Below are 16,814 nucleotides of genomic sequence, written 5' to 3' on the forward strand. Positions count from 1 at the left end.
AATTTTTCTGCTGTAAACCACTGATTTAATTTTTTATTTGTCGAATCAGTCCCTCTTGGCAGGTAGACGCTACCAGCGTTCCGTCGCGGGTGAAAATCTGGCCGCGGGTAAAGCCTCTGGCACCGGTTGCCGAAGGGCTATCCGTTACATAGAGAAGCCATTGATCCAGGCGGAAATCGCGGTGGAACCACATCGCGTGGTCAACGCTCGCGGGCATCAATTGGGGGTCGAATAAGGATATGTCGTGCGGCTGTAGGGAGGTACCCAGGAGTCCCATATCGGATGCATAGCAAAGTGCTGCTCGGTGCTCCATCGGGTCGTCCGACATCTCGCCCTCTGCCCGCAGCCAGAACATGCATTTGGCTTCGCGGGTTTCAGCGCCAAAGTAGCTTTGCGGGTCTACCGGACGAAAATCGATCATATAGCGCCGCTGATCGTACTGCGGGCTAACCAATCCAGCTTCCAGGGCCAGCTCCTGGGTGTTTTTCAGGCTCTCAGGAGAGGGAATCTCGACACAAGGCAGGTCGGCCTGGTGGTCAAATCCGGGTTCCCGAATTTGGAAGGAGGCGGACATATTGAAGATCGCGCGCCCGCGCTGCTTGGCGACTACGCGACGAGTGGTAAAGCTACCGCCATCGCGGATTGGGTCTACTTCGTAGATCACCGGCAGCTCACTAGAGCCTGGGCGGAGGAAGTAGGCGTGCAGGGAGTGGGGTAGGCGATGCTCAACGGTACGAGTTGCTGCCATCAGTGCTTGGCCCAGAACTTGCCCGCCAAAAAGCACTTTACGATAATTTTCAACGTGATGACGACTGCGGAAGAGATTTCGATCCAGCTCTTCAACATCCAATAACTTACCTAATTTTTCCAACATAAGGGATTTTGCCCGTTACCTATTCCACTTAACAGAGTTTGCAGATGGGGAGCTTTGCGCTCTTAATCAAAAGGATAATAACAGCAAATCCCTTTAACCCCATTCATATTTTGAACGTTAGGCCCATTTTGGTCACAGGTGCCACCTCGTATAGCTGTCCAGCTCTTTTCCATACACTAGCTACTGATTTTCTCAGTCAAGTTGAAACTCTGTGCTATTGACTATTGCGACTTGTCGAATTCTTACTTATTTCTGTGGTATAAAGCGCCAATAGTTGTTGGGACAGTTGGACTAATTTGTTTGCAGCTATCCAACAAAGATTGAATAAGAGAAGTAGGAGATACCACAGGTGCCACACAACAATATTGATATACGTCCACCACTGAACTTCGGCAAGGTTGTCAGTCGGCACCGTACCGCAAAGGCTGTGGCTGGAGGGGTTGGCTCTGCTGCTTATTATGGGGTGTGGGGTGCACAGACGGCTACGGGTGCCACACTAACCGGCCTGGCTACCGGTGCAGCGGCTGCGACTTCTGCGACGGGTATTGGTTTGGTTGTTGCTGGAACAGCATTATCCATTGGTTACGCTGGTTTGGCGGCCCGATCCGCATACAAAACCAATAATCACCTCAATGCTCTGAAAAAAATCTACGAAAACAGGAAGTCGTATAGCTGTCCTTGTAAAGGATCGGTCGCCCACGACTATGTTTCTGGCCAAGTGCTTCCTTATATCATCGAACAGAAAAGCAAAAAGTTGCATCGCAAGATGGTTGAAGCGACTCCGGGAATTGCCTCAGTGGAATATGCGCGCAAGGCAGTAAAAAACCTGTACAAGCGTTCACAGGGTACGCTCGGTAAAAAACGTACCTTTGCTGCAGAGTGGTTGGCGCAGCATTTGATTTCTCATGATTGTGAATTAGCGAATGCGATTGTTGCAGAGCTCTACTCAGAGGAGGAAATGCTCTGGATACGCACGCAGGACAACGATGTAGTCGCGCCTCTGTTGGAGCTAAAGCTGAAGTCCGTTTAATAGTGGCTTCTTGTGTTCTGGTGTAGTTCTTGATTTCATTCGGAAGTATTGGGGTAATGGACTACCCCGCAATCACTCAATCGTCGAATTTTCTGTGTTATGTGCAATGCTTGGGCTCGCCAAGCGTCACCACATGCTAAAATAAAAGGTCTGCTCTCAGCTTAAAATTGGCTCATTTTGGGTGAATTTTGAGCAAAATGGCCTAATATTTTTAATATTAGGCAGTCTAATTCCCCGATTTACTTTTCCAACCGACTTGAATTGCCTATCATTCATGAATGAATAGTCAATTTCAGTCCCCATTTTTACGGGCAAAGAAGGTCGGAAGTATGGATAAGGCAAAAGAGAAGGTTCAGCGGTTCCGCGCGCGGGAGCAGCGTATCCTGGATGCGGCTCTGGAGCTTCTGTTGGAGCACGGTGAAGAGAAAGTCACGGTCGAACAGATTGCCGAGCGTGTGGATATCGGTAAGGGCACGATTTACAAGCACTTCATTTCCAAGACAGAAATCTACATGCGTTTGCTGATGGATTATGAAAAATCCCTCGCTGAACGTCTCAAGACCGCTGTAGCCCTGGCCGAGCAAGGTGATATCACCGCTCCAGCCCGCGCCTATTTTGAATCTCGTATGGCCGATCCTGGCAAAGATAGACTCTTCCAGCGCCTGGAGGAGAAGATTATCGCGTTGAACCTGGCTCCAGAAATGATTGCGGAGCTCCACAATATTCGTAATTCCAATGCCACCTCTCTCAATCGGGTCTTTGAGCGCCGTATGGAGCAGGGCATGCTGAAGAACGTTCCTGCATACTTCTATTACTCAACATACTGGGCGCTTGTGCAAGGGGCGGTAGAGCTTTATCACTCCAAGTCTTTTGCCAATGTAATAGAGGACAGGGAAGGTTTGATGGAGTTTATTATGGATGTGGGTGTGCATATCGGTGATATGTCCTCTCGCAAAACGCCAGAGGGAAGCCAGACAAGCCATCACAGCGATTCTGCGGGGTCCGCCCTTGGCTGAGCCCCTGTTCCAGCAGCTGCAAAAATTACAGGCTGAATTTCATGGGCATCCACCTGTAGAAAGGTGGAACCCAGAGCTTTGTGGGGACATGGATATGGTCATCAAATCTGATGGCCGTTGGATCCACGAGGGAACAGAGATTCGTCGTCACCCTCTTGTGAAATTGTTTGCCAGCATTTTGAAGCGTGAGGGGGATGAATACTTCCTTGTCACCCCTGTCGAAAAGCTGCGAATCACAGTGGAGGATGTTCCATTTGTAATCACTCAGGTGGCCCGCAACCCCGGAAGTACTCATCAACAGCTACTTTTCACCACAAATGTGGGCGACGTTGTTGAGCTGTCGGAAGAGGGGCAGTGGCAACTGAGAGACTTTGGTGCTCCGCCGCAGCCAATCCCCTACCTGGAGATTCGAGGGGGGTTACAGGCTCGCGTTTCCCGTGATGTTTTTTACCAGTTGGTAGACTGGGCGCTTGAAGGGGGTCGCGATACCGATAAGCTTTTTGTGCAAAGTGACGGAAAAGATTTCCTGCTGGGTTCTTGCAATTAGACAGCTCCCGGTTCCTGCTGGCGGATTCCTCGCGCCTCAGCGCTGATTTGTAGCTGGGGCTTTAATTCATAGCCTTGCTCCTCACTGTTCGAGTTTAGAAAGTACTTGCTTGACCCTATAGCTCCTGACTTTACTTTCTCGACGAACTTTCCTTATTTATATCTTTGGTGTCAAACTGTTTAGTGGATGCCACTATCGCTTCTGTATTTTGATTACCGCTGTGGAATTTATACTTGACTGTGCCGGTGCTTGCTTGAATCCGGAAAATAGCCCGGGAATATACATGTCCGTACTATTTATTTGTGGTGTTGCTGTATTTCATTTCTATTAAAAAAATAGTGTTTGAAATCTTATGGAAATATAAGTGTATTTGTTCTGAAAGGAATAGAATATTAATTCGATAATTTACGGAAATATCTAAATAAGTAACAAATCCGCAACAGTGCATTTCTAAACTTCCCTCCGTCCAAATCGCTACGGCGAAACAAAAAAATATAGTTTTTATTTGCTTGGTTGTTGTCATTTATTTTTTTTAAAAATGGCGGAGTTGAAGCAATTAAAGTTTTGGATTGAAATTCCTATAGGGGGAAACATGAAGCGAGTACAGAATAAGCTCTTACTGGCAGCTGCGATTGCTGCGCTATTAGCGGGTTGTGACGGTGGCGGTGTGAGTATCGAGCCGGAAACAGTAGATAACTCGGTGGATAATTCTATCACCAATCCAGGTGGTGATTCTTCAGATGAGAATCCATGTGCAACTATAGAAAGTTCTAGTGTACAAGGTGAATATAGCGATAGTAACTGCTATTACACTGCTGACTTTGTTTCTGCAGCAAACCCCTTGACTGAAGATTTGTATTTGGCTGCGCTGGATAACGATGGGGCTCATATCTTTAGTGGCAGTCTGTTTGTTGGTGAAAGTTATTCCAGCGACTCTGACCTGACTGCAGCAGGGATTTCTGAGGGCGGTGATGGCGTTAAGCTGGAAATTCAAGCGGGCGCCACTATCGCTTTTAAAGATAATTCAGCATTTATGGTTGTAAACCGTGGATCACAAGTATTTGCTCGCGGTACTGAAACTTCACCAATCACCTTCACCTCAGAGACTGATGTCCTCGGCACTGTAGGTCCCGAAGACGTTTCACAGTGGGGGGGGATGGTTATAAATGGCTTTGGTGTAACCAATAAGTGCCAGTACACAGGCTCTATTGATGGCGGCAATCTAGCCCTTGCTGGTGAGTGTCACGTAGCTGCTGAAGGTTCCACCGATGACAACACCTCCTATTACGGTGGAGACAATAATGCCGACAGCTCTGGCGAGCTTTCTTATGTTGTTGTAAAGCACACGGGTGCTGAAGTTGCCAGTGGTGATGAGTTGAACGGAATTGCATTTGACGCCGTGGGTAATGGAACAACCATTCGCAACCTTCAAACTTACTCCACTTATGATGACGGTATCGAATTCTTCGGCGGTGCCGTAGACGTAGAAAACTATGTTGCGCTGTATGTTCGCGATGACTCTATTGATATCGATGAAGGTTATCGCGGAAGTATTACCAATGCGTTGGTGATTCAAAGTGAGACCGACGGCAATCACTGTATTGAGGCCGATGGAATTGGATCCTACAGCGATGCTACTGACTACTCCTCGTTGATTGGCCAGGGGTTAAATAGTCGACCGGTAATTGACGGCCTGACTTGCATTATTTCCGCTCAAGAAGAGGGTACCCATGATCCAGGCGCAGGTTGGCGTCTGCGTGAGGGAATTTACCCGATGATCACCAACTCCATAATTGTTGCTTCCTTCTTCGCTGATGAGACCGGAGAGGCCGGGGATAACTACTGCCTACGTGTTGAAAGCTCTCAGACACGGGATGAAGCATCTGCAGGCACCGAGGTGGCCCTGACTTCTAATATTTTTGCTTGTGAAGATCGAACTAAAACCGATGAAGATAGTTTTGATGTGGAGACTTGGGCTGTAGATGGGGGCAATCAATTTGCCTCCATCTCCGGTGAAGTTAACCCAACCTCTGACGCCGATACAGACTTTGTTTTGCTCGGCGGTTCTCCTGCGATATTTACCGTTGACGAATCTGCTCAAATGATAGATGGCATTGCACCGACAGTTTCTGCCGAGCTGGGTCGCGCCTATTTGGGAGCGCTTGAGCAGGATGGTACCGACTGGACTAAAGGTTGGACCTATGGCCTGCATCAAGGTGACCGCGCTCAACCTCTGTGGTTTGAGTAATAGCTTGAGGTAGCGGTCTGGGATACAGCTCCCGATCATTTAAGGCGCCGCCTTCGCTGATGGAGTCGGCGCCTTCTTTGATTTCAGACCGCGATTCTTTGGAACGAAAAGAGGCCGGTTCGATGGCTAAGTATGAAAAATTTCAAAGGGCGCCGCTTGTTTTAGCGATAGCTGCGGGCTCGACATTTGCTTCCGTTGCGACTGCACAAGATGCAGAGCTGGTTGAAAACTCTACACCTGAAGTTGAAGAGGTTATTGTCCATGGACGCCTTAGAGACTCAGCTGAAGTCCTAATTAGCGAGCGCCTGGAGGAAGAGGTAGTTACGGATATCCTCGGGGCTGAGATGATCAGCAGGGTGGGGGACTCTACCGTTGCCGCAGCGCTGCGACGAGTATCTGGATTATCCCTGATAAGTGACAAGTTCGTTTACGTAAGGGGCTTGGGTGAGCGATATTCAAGTACAACTCTCAATGGTTCGACGGTGCCATCCCCGGATCTGACCAGAAATGTTATCCCACTAGATCTATTTCCAACCTCTATCGTGGAATCGCTGGCGGTACAGAAGAGCTACTCGGTAGATAAGTCTGCCTCGTTTGGTGGTGGCAATGTTGACATCCGAACTAAGGGGATACCTGATGATCTGACTTACTCTGTCGAAATTGGTACAGGTAGCAACAGTGAAGTTAGTGGGGATGCGCTCAGCTATAGCGGTGGAGATGATGATATTTGGGGCACCGATGATGGAACCCGGGCTATGTCTGGGGAAATTTCTGCAGCCCTGCAACGCTTTAAAGGAGATCTCACGGTTGCAGGTATTCGTGACGCCCTGATTGCAGAAGGCAATGAGTATTCCAGCAATCAAGAGGCATATGAAGCAGCGCAAGCAATAAACAGGGAATTGGCCCTGGGCTTGAACCGTGATATTTCAATCACAAAGGCGTCTACTGATCCCGATCAAGATTATAAGGCTAGCGTGGGGAACCGCTTCTACTTTGGGGATGATTGGGAGCTTGGTTTTCTGGCTGGAGGCTCTTACAAAAGTAAGTGGAGGGAGAGTGAGCGAGTTATTCGTGATTACGGTAATCCGCAAGAGCAGATTGATCATCGAGATGAGTCTACTTATTCCGTGGATATCAGTGGAAACTTAAACCTGGGCTTGCGTTTTTCGGATGAACATGCGGTTGAAAGTACCAGCCTGTTCTTAAGGAATACGGATGATGAAACCTCTATCCGCGACTATTTTAATTCAAATCGCTTGTTATCTGACGGCACTGGATTCAGAAACTACGAACTGAAATATGAAGAGCGGGAGTTGGAGCTTCACCAGCTAAAAGGGAGCCATTCCCTTGGCCCGGAAACTAAGGGGCTGCTGCCTATTGGTTTGTTAAGCTGGATTCCTGAGGAATTGGTGGTTGACTGGTTTTATTCCGATGCGACAGCGATGACTGACATTCCCAATCAGGTTGAGGTTATTGCGAGTACCGAAACCGATCCGGAAACAGGTGAAGTTCTCAGTTCAACAGTGGATATTGCTTCGCGGAGCGCTAGCTTCCGATTTACTGAGCTGGAGGATGAGGTTCGAAACTACGGTTGGTCTGCAACATTGCCTGTTGAATTTTCCTCGTCCACGCTGGAGTTGAGTGGAGGATTTGCTCGGATTGAGAAAGGTCGCTCCTATAAGCAAACTGAGTTCGGATTGGATATCTTCAGTGTTGCTGATAGCGAAATTCTTGATGACCCTCTGGGTGATGTGTTCAGTGATACCAATATTACCGATGATGACAATAATTTTGTTTTTGCCAAGTCTGGTAGTAACAAGCAAAGTTATTTGGCCGCTACTTCGACAGATGCGATCTACGGTAAATTCGATTGGACTCTTGAGGAAACCTGGCGTATTTCAGTTGGGGCCCGATGGGAGGACTATAGTCAAGCTGCTTTAGAGTGGAACCCCTATAGTTTCTCGCAAAGTGAACCACAGATTACGAATGACCCCGAGGAGTTGGCTGAAGCGGTATATACGGATGATGATATTTATCCTTCATTATCCTTGACCTATATGGGGTCATTTTGGGCGGAGACATTCCAGTTGAGATTCGGTGCATCCAAGACCGCTGTTCGGCCCGACTTGCGTGAAATTACCGACGCTATTTATATAGATCCGCACACTGATGATCAGATCAGGGGGAATTCGAGTGTTCGGCCGTCGGAGATCGACAACTACGATATTCGCGCAGAGTGGTTTTTTGATAGCGGCGATAGCCTGACTATTTCGGCTTTCTATAAGGATATTGTTAATCCTATTGAGTTTTTTGAAGCTGCCTCAAGTGATGACAATATTGCGCGAGAGATTATAAATGCTGAGTCTGGTGAGATTACCGGTATAGAAATAGAGGGTATGAAAAGCCTTGGCTTTATCTCTGACCCAATGGATAGCTTCTTCCTGCAGGGCAATATTACACTTCAAGACTCTGAAATTGTTGCCGGTGATGAGGCTGATGCACCGACTAATGCAGTTCGCGAAATGACAGGGGCTTCTGATTATGTGGTTAATATGCTGCTCGGATTTGATAGCCCGGACGGGAACCATTCTGCCAGCTTGGTTTACAACGTATTTGGTGAGCGCCTTTACAAAGCGGGGCGAGATCCTCATCCCGATTCATTTGAGCAGCCATTCCACTCTCTGGATTTGACTTACTTCTGGTATCCAACTGATGAGGTGACGGTGAAGGCGAAAGTGCAGAACCTTTTGGGGGAAGCCATTGAAATTGAGAGGCAGGGTGTCACCGTTTTTGAAGAGGAGGTTGGGCAGACTTTCGCATTGAGCGCGCAGTACAAATTTTAGGGAGGTCAGCTGGCTTTGCCTTGGATTAAGTGCACGAAAATATGCGTTCTCAAGCAATAAAAAATGGCGCCATCGGCGCCATTTTTTATGTGTAGACCCAATTACATATTTGGATAATTGGGGCCGCCGGCACCTTCAGGGGTTACCCAAACAATATTTTGGGTTGGGTCCTTAATGTCACAGGTCTTACAGTGTACGCAGTTTTGAGCGTTGATCTGGAAGCGCTTACCGTTGGTGTCTTCAATAACCTCATAAACACCGGCAGGGCAGTAGCGCTGCGCGGGTTCATCGTAAATCGGCAGGTTGTGACTCAGCGGAACTTCTGGGTCCTTCAGGGTCAGGTGGCAAGGCTGGTCTTCTTCGTGGTTAGTATTGGAAATAAACACGGAAGATAGCTTGTCAAAACTGAGTACGCCGTCGGGCTTCGGATAGTCAATCTTTGCGCAGTCAGCAGCAGGCTTGAGCTGGGCGTGGTCAGCCTTGGTGTCGCGCAGGGTCCAGGGAAGCTTGCCTTTAAAGATATTGATATCCACAAATGCATAGGCAGATCCCAGAATGTTGCCCCATTTGTGCTGGGCAGGGCCGAAGTTGCGCTGCATGTGCAGCTCTTTCCAGGCCCAGCTATCGCGATACTTGGTGGTGTAGTCGGTCAGCTCTTCGCTGTTGCGCTCAGCAGCGAGGGCTTCAACTACAGACTCAGCCGCGATCATGCCGGATTTCATCGCGGTGTGATTGCCCTTGATCTTGGCAAAGTTCAGGGTGCCGGCGTTATCACCGATCAACAGGCCGCCAGGGAAGGTCATTTTCGGTTGAGATTGAAGGCCACCTTTTACTATGGCGCGGGCACCGTAGGCGACGCGCTCGCCACCTTCCAGGTACTGCTTGATTACCGGATGGTGCTTGTAGCGCTGGAACTCGTCAAATGGACTCACATGGGGGTTGCTATAGGCGAGGTCAGTAATCAAGCCGACAACAACCTGGTTGTCTTCGAGGTGGTAAAGGAAGCCGCCACCGTGGGTGGAGCTTTGTTCCAGCGGCCAGCCAGCAGTGTGAACAACCAGGCCTTGCTGGTGTTTGTCCGCAGGGACTTTCCAAATCTCTTTAATACCGATGCCGTAGTGTTGTGGGTCGGCATCTTCGTCTAGCTTAAAGCGTTCGATCAGCTGCTTGCCCAGGTGACCGCGACAACCTTCAGCGAAGAGAGTGTATTTGGCATGCAGCTCCATGCCCGGCATGTAAGAGTCTTTCTGCTCTCCGTTCATGCCGATGCCCATATCGCCAGTAGCGATACCTTTTACAGAGCCATCTTCATTGTACAAAATTTCGGCAGCGGCGAAGCCAGGGAAGATTTCCACTCCCAGGCTTTCGGCTTGTTCTGCCAGCCAACGGCACAGGTTGCCGAGACTGATAATGTAGTTGCCCTCGTTGTGCATGGTGCTGGGCACAAACATGTTGGGGACTTTTATAGAGTTCTCTTCGCTGCGCAGGACGTAGATGTCGTCGCCTTTTACCTCAGTATTGAGGGGGGCTCCACGTTCTTTCCAGTCGGGGAAGAGTTCATTCAGGGCGGTGGGCTCAAATACAGCACCGGATAGGATGTGAGCTCCTACTTCTGAGCCTTTCTCCACGACACACACAGAGACGTCTTCATTGAGCTGACGAATACGACAGGCCGCGGCCAATCCAGCGGGGCCGGCACCCACGATCACTACATCGTATTCCATTGATTCGCGTTCCACGGCACTCTCCTCAGCAGTTGTATTCAACTTTTTTGCGGCCAATCCGGCCTTATCATTTATATTGCTGGCGGATTATATAGGCGTTTAATCAACCCTACCAATTGCATGACTATTCATTTGCTATGGCAAATGCGCTGTATTTCAACGGCTTACTGGGGGTGGATAGGTGGTTCTTATTCCCGGAAATAGATTTTGTGAATGGCAGGAGGGACTTCCATTTGACTATTGATTTTGCGCTATAGAACCGCCACCATACACGCCGTTCAAACACTTGTTTGACCAGAACACCGTATCCGTTCGCGACGTGAATTATCAGTCGCGGCTGTTAAAAAGCATATTTGAGACGGGATTTCCATGAAAGTTCTTGTAGCTGTGAAACGCGTTGTTGACTACAACGTCAAGGTTCGCCCCAAGGCGGACGGCTCTGACGTTGATACAGCCAACGTCAAAATGTCTATCAACCCCTTCTGCGAAATCGCAGTAGAAGAGGCGGTGCGCTTGAAGGAAAAAGGCGTTGTCAGCGAGATAGTCGCCGTTTCCATGGGCTCCAAGCAATGCCAAGAGCAAATCCGCACTGCACTGGCCCTGGGTGCCGACCGCGGTATCCTGGTTGAGACCGATGCTGAGCTGCAGCCTCTGGCAGTAGCCAAATGCCTGAAAGCGATTGTTGAGAAAGAAGAGCCTCAAATGGTAATTCTGGGCAAGCAGTCCATCGATGGCGATAACAACCAGACCGGCCAGATGCTGGGTGCTTTGACTGGCATGGGGCAGGGTACCTTCGCCTCTGAAGTTGCCGTAGAAGGCGACGCTGTTAAGGTAACTCGTGAAATTGACGGCGGCCTGCAGACTGTTGAACTGAAACTGCCTGCCATTGTTACTACTGACCTGCGCCTGAATGAGCCGCGTTACGCCTCCCTGCCTAACATCATGAAGGCAAAGCGTAAGCCTCTCGATACCACGACCCCGGATGAGCTGGGCGTTGATATTACTCCCCGCACCAAAACCCTGAAAGTTGAGCCGCCGGCTGAGCGTCAAGCAGGCATTAAGGTTGCTGACGTTGCTGAACTGGTAGAGAAACTGAAAAACGAGGCGAAGGTAATCTGATGAGCATTCTGGTTATTGCTGAACACGACAACGCCGAACTGAAGGGCGCTACGCTCAACACCATCGCTGCTGCCAAGGTTATTGGTGGAGATGTTGCTGTATTGGTTGCCGGATCTGGCTGCGGCCCTGTAGCGGAAGCTGCTGCTAAAGCTGAAGGCGTTTCCAAGGTACTGCTGGCAGATAATGCCGCTTACGAGCACCAGTTGGCTGAGAACGTTGCCAAGCTGGTAGCGGACTTGGGTAAAGACTACGGTCATATCCTGGCTCCAGCCACTACTACCGGTAAGAACATGCTGCCACGCGCTGCTGCGCTGCTGGATGTTCAGCCGATTTCCGACATCGTCGCTGTTGAAAGTGCAGATACTTTCAAGCGCCCGATTTATGCGGGTAACGTCATTGCCACTGTACAGAGCTCCGATGCCATCAAGGTAATCTCTGTGCGTACCACTGCCTTTGACGCCGTGGCGGCTGAAGGTGGAAGTGCAGCGGTTGAGTCTGTAGATATCGCGGATGACGCTGGTGTTTCCTCTTTTGTCGGCGAAGAGCTGGCTGTATCCGACCGTCCTGAGCTGACCGCTGCGAGCGTAGTCATTTCTGGTGGCCGCGGCATGCAGAATGGCGAAAACTTCGAAATGCTGTACAAACTGGCCGACAAACTGGGTGCTGCAGTTGGTGCCTCCCGTGCTGCTGTGGATGCAGGTTTCGTACCTAACGATATGCAGGTTGGTCAAACCGGTAAGATCGTTGCTCCTGACCTGTATATTGCCGTTGGTATCTCCGGCGCGATCCAGCATTTGGCAGGTATGAAAGACTCCAAAGTTATCGTAGCCATCAATAAAGACGAAGAAGCACCGATCTTCTCCGTTGCTGACTACGGTCTGGTAGCTGACCTGTTTGAAGCTGTACCAGAGCTTGAAACAAAGCTTTAATGTCCGATTGCTATACTAGCAGGCATTGAAAAAGGCGGCGTCATGCCGCCTTTTTTCGTTTTTTGGTGACAACCTGCGGAACTAGTGTGCAATTTAAGGGACGAAATGAGGGTTTGCGGCGTTTAACTTGAAAGAGCGTTGCCTTTCCCGGGCTGAGGCAAGAAAATAGGCGTCAAAAACCAATAACCTCAGAAAGTTGAACTTGTATGTGGGTATGTTCATGTCCCCTCTAGCGCGAGCCGTTGGCTCAATTGGCAATAAGTTTGCCCAGGGCGAGTCGAGCAAAGGTCTCTCCCGTGGCACTATGGCGGCGTCAGCTATTGGCCTGTTGTGGTTGTCTGGCAATTTGTTTGCCTATGGCTCCCTATTGGTCCCAAGCGACCCTCAGGAATCCCTGCTCGCGGAGCGCAAAAGCCCGAGAGGTGCTCCTCCCCCCAGCGCTGCCAGTCTTCCCAGCACGCCGTTCTTTGGACGTGCTGAACCTAAAAAGGCTACAGAAGTCCCTGAAGTCGACCTCGAAAATATTCCTCTGACCCAGCTGAATATTGTTTTATCCGGTGTTTTTGACAGCTCCAATAAAACCAAAGCCAGTGCTCTGGTGTCGGAGAAAGGTAAACCCTCCAAGCGTTTGTATGTCGGTGATCGGCTTCCAGGTGGCGCCGAACTTTATTCTGTTGAGGTTGACCATGTGGTTCTTCGTCGTAATGGCAGGATGGAAAAACTGACATACCCAGAAGTAGACGGAAGGCCAAACGTACCATTGAGAGGCGTCAGCAGTTCCAGACAGAGAACGTCAAGTTCCAGCTCCTCCAGAAGAACTGCTCAAAGAGATGAGAACCAGCAGAACATTCGGGAGAGAATGGAGCAGCTGCGTGAATTGGCCCGCGAGCGTCGTGCTCAGCGTGAGCCTAAATAAAAACTATCTACCTAGATTGTTTTGATTTTTTGAACATTTACTAGAGCCAGATAAATAATGATGAAGATGTTTTATCGACGGCTGCTTGCGGTCGGATTGAGTTTTTTTGTTTGTACTGCAACGCTGGCTCAGGGCCCGGAGCGGGTTACCCTTTCTCTCGACAATGCAGACATTCGTGATCTGATCAATTGGGCTGCTGATTTCACTGGCAAAAATATTATTGTCCACCCGAATGTTAAGGGTAAGGTCACCGTAGTTGCCGGTGACCCAATGACTCACAATGAAGCCTTTGATGTATTTATGTCGGTGCTTCAAGTCAATGGCTTTAGTTTGGTGGAACAGGGCGGAACCTGGAAAGTGGTTCCCGATGCGCTGGCCAAGCAGCAGGCGATACCTGTCGCAGATGAGACCACTCGAGCTCCCGCGGAATCCCTGGTTGTCCGCACTGTAAGGGTTGAGAACATTTCCGCTTCACAGCTGATTGCTATGTTGCGCCCGCTGATTCCGCAAACTGGGCACTTGGCTGCTTATGCTGATACCAACACTCTGATTATTGCTGACCGCGCTGCAAATATTGATCAGATTATTCGCCTGGTGAAGCAACTTGACCGCGCCGGCGCTATTGATATTGAAGTGGTGCCGTTGATGTTTGCTTCTGCGAAGGAAGTAAAGCAAGTTCTTACCGATCTGCTTCAGTCAAGTGGAGGCAAAGCGGGCAAGGAAGTGCAACCGCTGCGTATTTCTGTTGATGAACGCTCCAATAGTATTCTCCTGACCGGAGACCCTGTTACCCGCCAGCAGATTAAGACGGTAATAGGCCGTCTCGATGCACCGCTGGATGGCGAAGGCAACACCGCAGTTGTTTATATCCAGTATGCCAATGCAGCAGATCTGAAGCCTATCCTCGAGGGTATGAGTGGTAGCATCCAGAACACAGAGAAAGACCAGCAAGCGGCGAATATCGAAGTCAGCATTCAAGTTAACGAGTCGCTCAACGCACTGGTGTTAACTGCTCCTCCCGCTCTCCTTGAAACTATGAAAGGTGTTATTGCCAGGTTGGACGTGCGCAGAGCGCAGGTTTTGATTGAGGCAATTATTGTAGAGGTAGTTGAAGGTACAGGTAGCGAACTGGGTATTAGTTGGATTGCTGGTTCTGGCAGTAATGCTGTTGCCGGTTGGAATAACCAGTTAGGTACGGATTCCGATGGGGAACCCAACCCATTTTCACTTCCTGTGACTGATTTGGTGGGAGCTGGCGCATTGCACCTGGGCTACCTCAGTGGCGGTGATATCCGCGCTGCGATTAATGCCGTAGCGTCAGAGAGCAATACCAATATCCTTTCTACACCAACAATTATGGCTTTGGATAATGAAGAAGCTGAGATTTTGGTGGGCCAGAACGTACCTTTTATTACCGGTGAACAGTTGCTGTCTGGTAGTAACGATGATCCGTTTACCACCATCCAGCGTGAGGATGTGGGTACCACTCTTAAAGTGATTCCCCGTGTGAATAACAACAACTCGGTAACTCTCGAGATCGAGCAAAAGGTTGAAAACGTTTTGTCTTCTGCTACGGCTGCAGCGGAAGGTGCGTCCGATATCGTTACCAGCAAGCGTGAGATCCGCACAAAAGTATTGATCGATGATGGCGCGATCCTAGTACTGGGTGGTTTGATGGAAGATCAGGTGAATGAAACCGTGTCCAAAGTGCCTCTCCTCGGTGATATTCCCGGCATTGGTCGCTTGTTCAGAAACACTGAGAAGAGTGTTAGCAAAACTAATCTGATGGTGTTCTTGCGTCCCAGAATCCTCAGTAGTCAAGTTGCTGGCTATGAGGAAACGCGCAAGCGCTACATGGATATGCAGCAGAAGCAAATATTCCTGAAAGACCGCACCAGCCTGATCTGGGATTGGCACCGCGGTGATGTACTACCTGACCTGATGCCGCCAACAGGCACCTACAACGAGAGCCCTGCGCCAGTAGATGGTTCTATAGATGGTGCTGCCATTGAATCAGTCGAAGAAGACGTGGATGTTGAGGTTGAGGTGTTGGAGGTAGAAGAAGCTAAATGACGGCTGAAACAGGAACAGGGACTCCAACAATTCGCCGCCTTCCTTACGCTTTCGCAAAGCGTCACAAGGTTCTGTTAACCGAGCAGGAAGGCAAACCCCTCTGCCAATATGTGGCGCCGCTGAGCCCATCAGCGGTTGCCGAAGTACAGCGCATCAGTGGTGCGGCTGTATCTTTGGAGGCTGTAGAGGAAGATGTTTTCCAGGGTGCTTTGCAGCGCCTGTATGAAAACAGGGAGGGTGGCAACCTCTCCGAAGTCGAAGGCCTGGGTGAAGACCTGGATCTTGCAGCGGTCGCCGATTCGCTGCCTGAGACTGAGGACTTGTTGGAACAGGAAGACGATGCACCTATCGTCAAATTGATCAACGCAATTTTTGCCGAATCGCTCAAGCAGGGCGCCTCGGATATTCATATTGAAACCTTTGAGAAGCGCCTCGTCGTGCGCTTCCGGGTCGATGGTGTACTTCGTGAAGTACTGCAACCCCGGCGCGCTCTGGCTCCATTGCTGGTATCCCGTATTAAAGTAATGGCAAAACTGGATATCGCCGAGAAACGCGTGCCTCAAGATGGCCGGATCTCCCTTTTGATGGCTGGCCGAGAGGTAGATGTACGTGTCTCTACCATGCCGTCATCGGCGGGTGAGCGGGTGGTAATGCGTTTGCTGGATAAGCAAGCGGGCAAAATGGACCTGAGTAAGCTGGGGATGGCAGATCGCGACTTGCGCGTGATGACAGACCTGTTGGGACATCCCCACGGCATTATCCTGGTGACCGGACCAACGGGCTCCGGTAAAACCACCACCTTGTATGCTGGCCTCGGTAGTATCAATAACCGTGAGAAGAATATTCTGACGGTCGAGGACCCGGTGGAATACAACCTGGAAGGGGTTGGACAGACTCAGGTTAATACCAAAGCTGATATGACTTTCGCCCGAGGGCTTCGCGCGATCCTGCGTCAGGACCCGGATGTAGTGATGGTTGGTGAGATTCGAGACCTGGAGACTATGCAGATTGCAATCCAGGCGAGTTTGACCGGACACTTGGTACTTTCAACCCTGCACACCAACACCGCTTTGGGTTCGGTAACCCGTCTGGTGGACATGGGAATTGAACCCTTCCTGCTGTCGTCCAGCGTGATTGGTGTTCTTGCCCAGCGCCTGGTGCGAGTTCTGTGTCCTGAATGCAAGCAACCTCATGTGGCTGACAGCAGCGAGCGTGAGGTTTTGGGCGTCGGGCCTGATGAGGAAGCCATCATCCATCGACCTAATGGCTGTGAAGAGTGTAATCACAGTGGCTATGTCGGTCGTATCGGTATCTATGAATTGGTGCCGCTCAACGAAGTGATGCGCCAATTGATCCACGATCGCGCTTCAGAGAGCAAGTTGGTTGCTGAAGCACGCAAGCTTGGCCCCAGCATCCGTGACGATGGCGTAGAGAAAGTACTAGCGGGTAGGACCTCCCTTGAGGAAGTGCTACGAGTTACGCAGGAGTCCTGATT

The 16,814-nt window shown here is 50.0% G+C and carries 12 protein-coding genes; 10 read left to right on the forward strand and 2 right to left on the reverse strand.

Going from position 1 to position 16,814, the window contains the following annotated elements:
- Positions 1–25: 25 nt before the first annotated feature.
- The gene (locus tag ACJJIM_RS08520; protein ID WP_282932695.1) at positions 26–874 is read right to left on the reverse strand and encodes an acyl-CoA thioesterase; all 849 of its coding nucleotides are present in this window, start codon (positions 872–874) and stop codon (positions 26–28) included.
- 349 nt (positions 875–1,223) lie between these two features.
- Here ACJJIM_RS08520 and ACJJIM_RS08525 point away from each other — a divergent pair, with 349 nt between their 5' ends.
- The 5 genes from ACJJIM_RS08525 to ACJJIM_RS08545 all read left to right on the forward strand — a co-directional run bounded on the left by ACJJIM_RS08525 (position 1,224) and on the right by ACJJIM_RS08545 (position 8,558).
- Entirely contained in the window at positions 1,224–1,904 is a 681-nt protein-coding gene (locus ACJJIM_RS08525; RefSeq protein WP_413665686.1) for a hypothetical protein, read from the forward strand.
- A 329-nt stretch (positions 1,905–2,233) separates the two neighbouring features.
- On the forward strand, positions 2,234–2,920 hold the full coding sequence (locus ACJJIM_RS08530; RefSeq protein ID WP_282932697.1) for a TetR/AcrR family transcriptional regulator: 687 nt from the start codon (positions 2,234–2,236) through the stop codon (positions 2,918–2,920).
- Positions 2,913–3,467 (forward strand): DUF1285 domain-containing protein, encoded by a 555-nt coding sequence (locus tag ACJJIM_RS08535; RefSeq protein ID WP_444912985.1) that lies wholly within the window; start codon positions 2,913–2,915, stop codon positions 3,465–3,467. The genes ACJJIM_RS08530 and ACJJIM_RS08535 overlap by 8 nt, the downstream gene beginning before the upstream one ends.
- Positions 3,468–4,059: 592 nt before the next feature.
- The gene (locus tag ACJJIM_RS08540) at positions 4,060–5,715 is read left to right on the forward strand and encodes a serine/threonine protein kinase (RefSeq protein WP_444912986.1); all 1,656 of its coding nucleotides are present in this window, start codon (positions 4,060–4,062) and stop codon (positions 5,713–5,715) included.
- Between the two features lie 122 nt (positions 5,716–5,837).
- A complete protein-coding gene (locus tag ACJJIM_RS08545; protein WP_444912987.1) occupies positions 5,838–8,558 on the forward strand; it encodes a TonB-dependent receptor domain-containing protein in 2,721 nt (906 codons plus the stop codon).
- A 101-nt stretch (positions 8,559–8,659) separates the two neighbouring features.
- Here ACJJIM_RS08545 and ACJJIM_RS08550 read toward each other — a convergent pair whose 3' ends face one another.
- Entirely contained in the window at positions 8,660–10,297 is a 1,638-nt protein-coding gene (locus ACJJIM_RS08550; protein ID WP_413665690.1) for an electron transfer flavoprotein-ubiquinone oxidoreductase, read from the reverse strand.
- A gap of 354 nt (positions 10,298–10,651) precedes the next feature.
- Between ACJJIM_RS08550 and ACJJIM_RS08555 the strand changes: the two genes are divergently transcribed.
- The 5 genes from ACJJIM_RS08555 to gspE all read left to right on the forward strand — a co-directional run bounded on the left by ACJJIM_RS08555 (position 10,652) and on the right by gspE (position 16,812).
- Positions 10,652–11,401: an electron transfer flavoprotein subunit beta/FixA family protein gene (locus tag ACJJIM_RS08555; protein ID WP_282932702.1), complete on the forward strand. Its 750-nt coding sequence runs from the start codon at positions 10,652–10,654 to the stop codon at positions 11,399–11,401.
- On the forward strand, positions 11,401–12,330 hold the full coding sequence (locus ACJJIM_RS08560) for an electron transfer flavoprotein subunit alpha/FixB family protein (RefSeq protein ID WP_444912988.1): 930 nt from the start codon (positions 11,401–11,403) through the stop codon (positions 12,328–12,330). Before ACJJIM_RS08555 ends, ACJJIM_RS08560 begins: the two co-directional genes overlap by 1 nt.
- A 220-nt stretch (positions 12,331–12,550) precedes the next feature.
- Positions 12,551–13,246, forward strand: a complete 696-nt coding sequence (locus ACJJIM_RS08565) for a type II secretion system protein N (RefSeq protein ID WP_413665692.1) — start codon at positions 12,551–12,553, stop codon at positions 13,244–13,246.
- Between the two features lie 57 nt (positions 13,247–13,303).
- A complete protein-coding gene (gene gspD, locus ACJJIM_RS08570; RefSeq protein WP_413665693.1) occupies positions 13,304–15,319 on the forward strand; it encodes a type II secretion system secretin GspD in 2,016 nt (671 codons plus the stop codon).
- Positions 15,316–16,812, forward strand: coding sequence for a type II secretion system ATPase GspE (gspE, locus tag ACJJIM_RS08575; protein ID WP_444912989.1), 1,497 nt, complete (start codon positions 15,316–15,318; stop codon positions 16,810–16,812). Before gspD ends, gspE begins: the two co-directional genes overlap by 4 nt.
- Positions 16,813–16,814: the final 2 nt, after the last annotated feature.

Source organism: Microbulbifer maximicatervae (SeqCode) (assembly GCF_052467615.1).

Excerpts from the sequence above, each read along its gene's own strand:
- ACJJIM_RS08520 (WP_282932695.1), bottom strand. The coding sequence starts at position 874 with ATGTTGGAAAAATTAGGTAAGTTATTGGATGTTGAAGAGCTGGATCGA.
- ACJJIM_RS08530 (WP_282932697.1), top strand. The coding sequence starts at position 2,234 with ATGGATAAGGCAAAAGAGAAGGTTCAGCGGTTCCGCGCGCGGGAGCAG.
- ACJJIM_RS08540 (WP_444912986.1), top strand. The coding sequence starts at position 4,060 with ATGAAGCGAGTACAGAATAAGCTCTTACTGGCAGCTGCGATTGCTGCG.
- ACJJIM_RS08545 (WP_444912987.1), top strand. The coding sequence starts at position 5,838 with ATGGCTAAGTATGAAAAATTTCAAAGGGCGCCGCTTGTTTTAGCGATA.
- ACJJIM_RS08555 (WP_282932702.1), top strand. The coding sequence starts at position 10,652 with ATGAAAGTTCTTGTAGCTGTGAAACGCGTTGTTGACTACAACGTCAAG.
- ACJJIM_RS08560 (WP_444912988.1), top strand. The coding sequence starts at position 11,401 with ATGAGCATTCTGGTTATTGCTGAACACGACAACGCCGAACTGAAGGGC.
- ACJJIM_RS08565 (WP_413665692.1), top strand. The coding sequence starts at position 12,551 with ATGTCCCCTCTAGCGCGAGCCGTTGGCTCAATTGGCAATAAGTTTGCC.
- gspD (WP_413665693.1), top strand. The coding sequence starts at position 13,304 with ATGATGAAGATGTTTTATCGACGGCTGCTTGCGGTCGGATTGAGTTTT.
- gspE (WP_444912989.1), top strand. The coding sequence starts at position 15,316 with ATGACGGCTGAAACAGGAACAGGGACTCCAACAATTCGCCGCCTTCCT.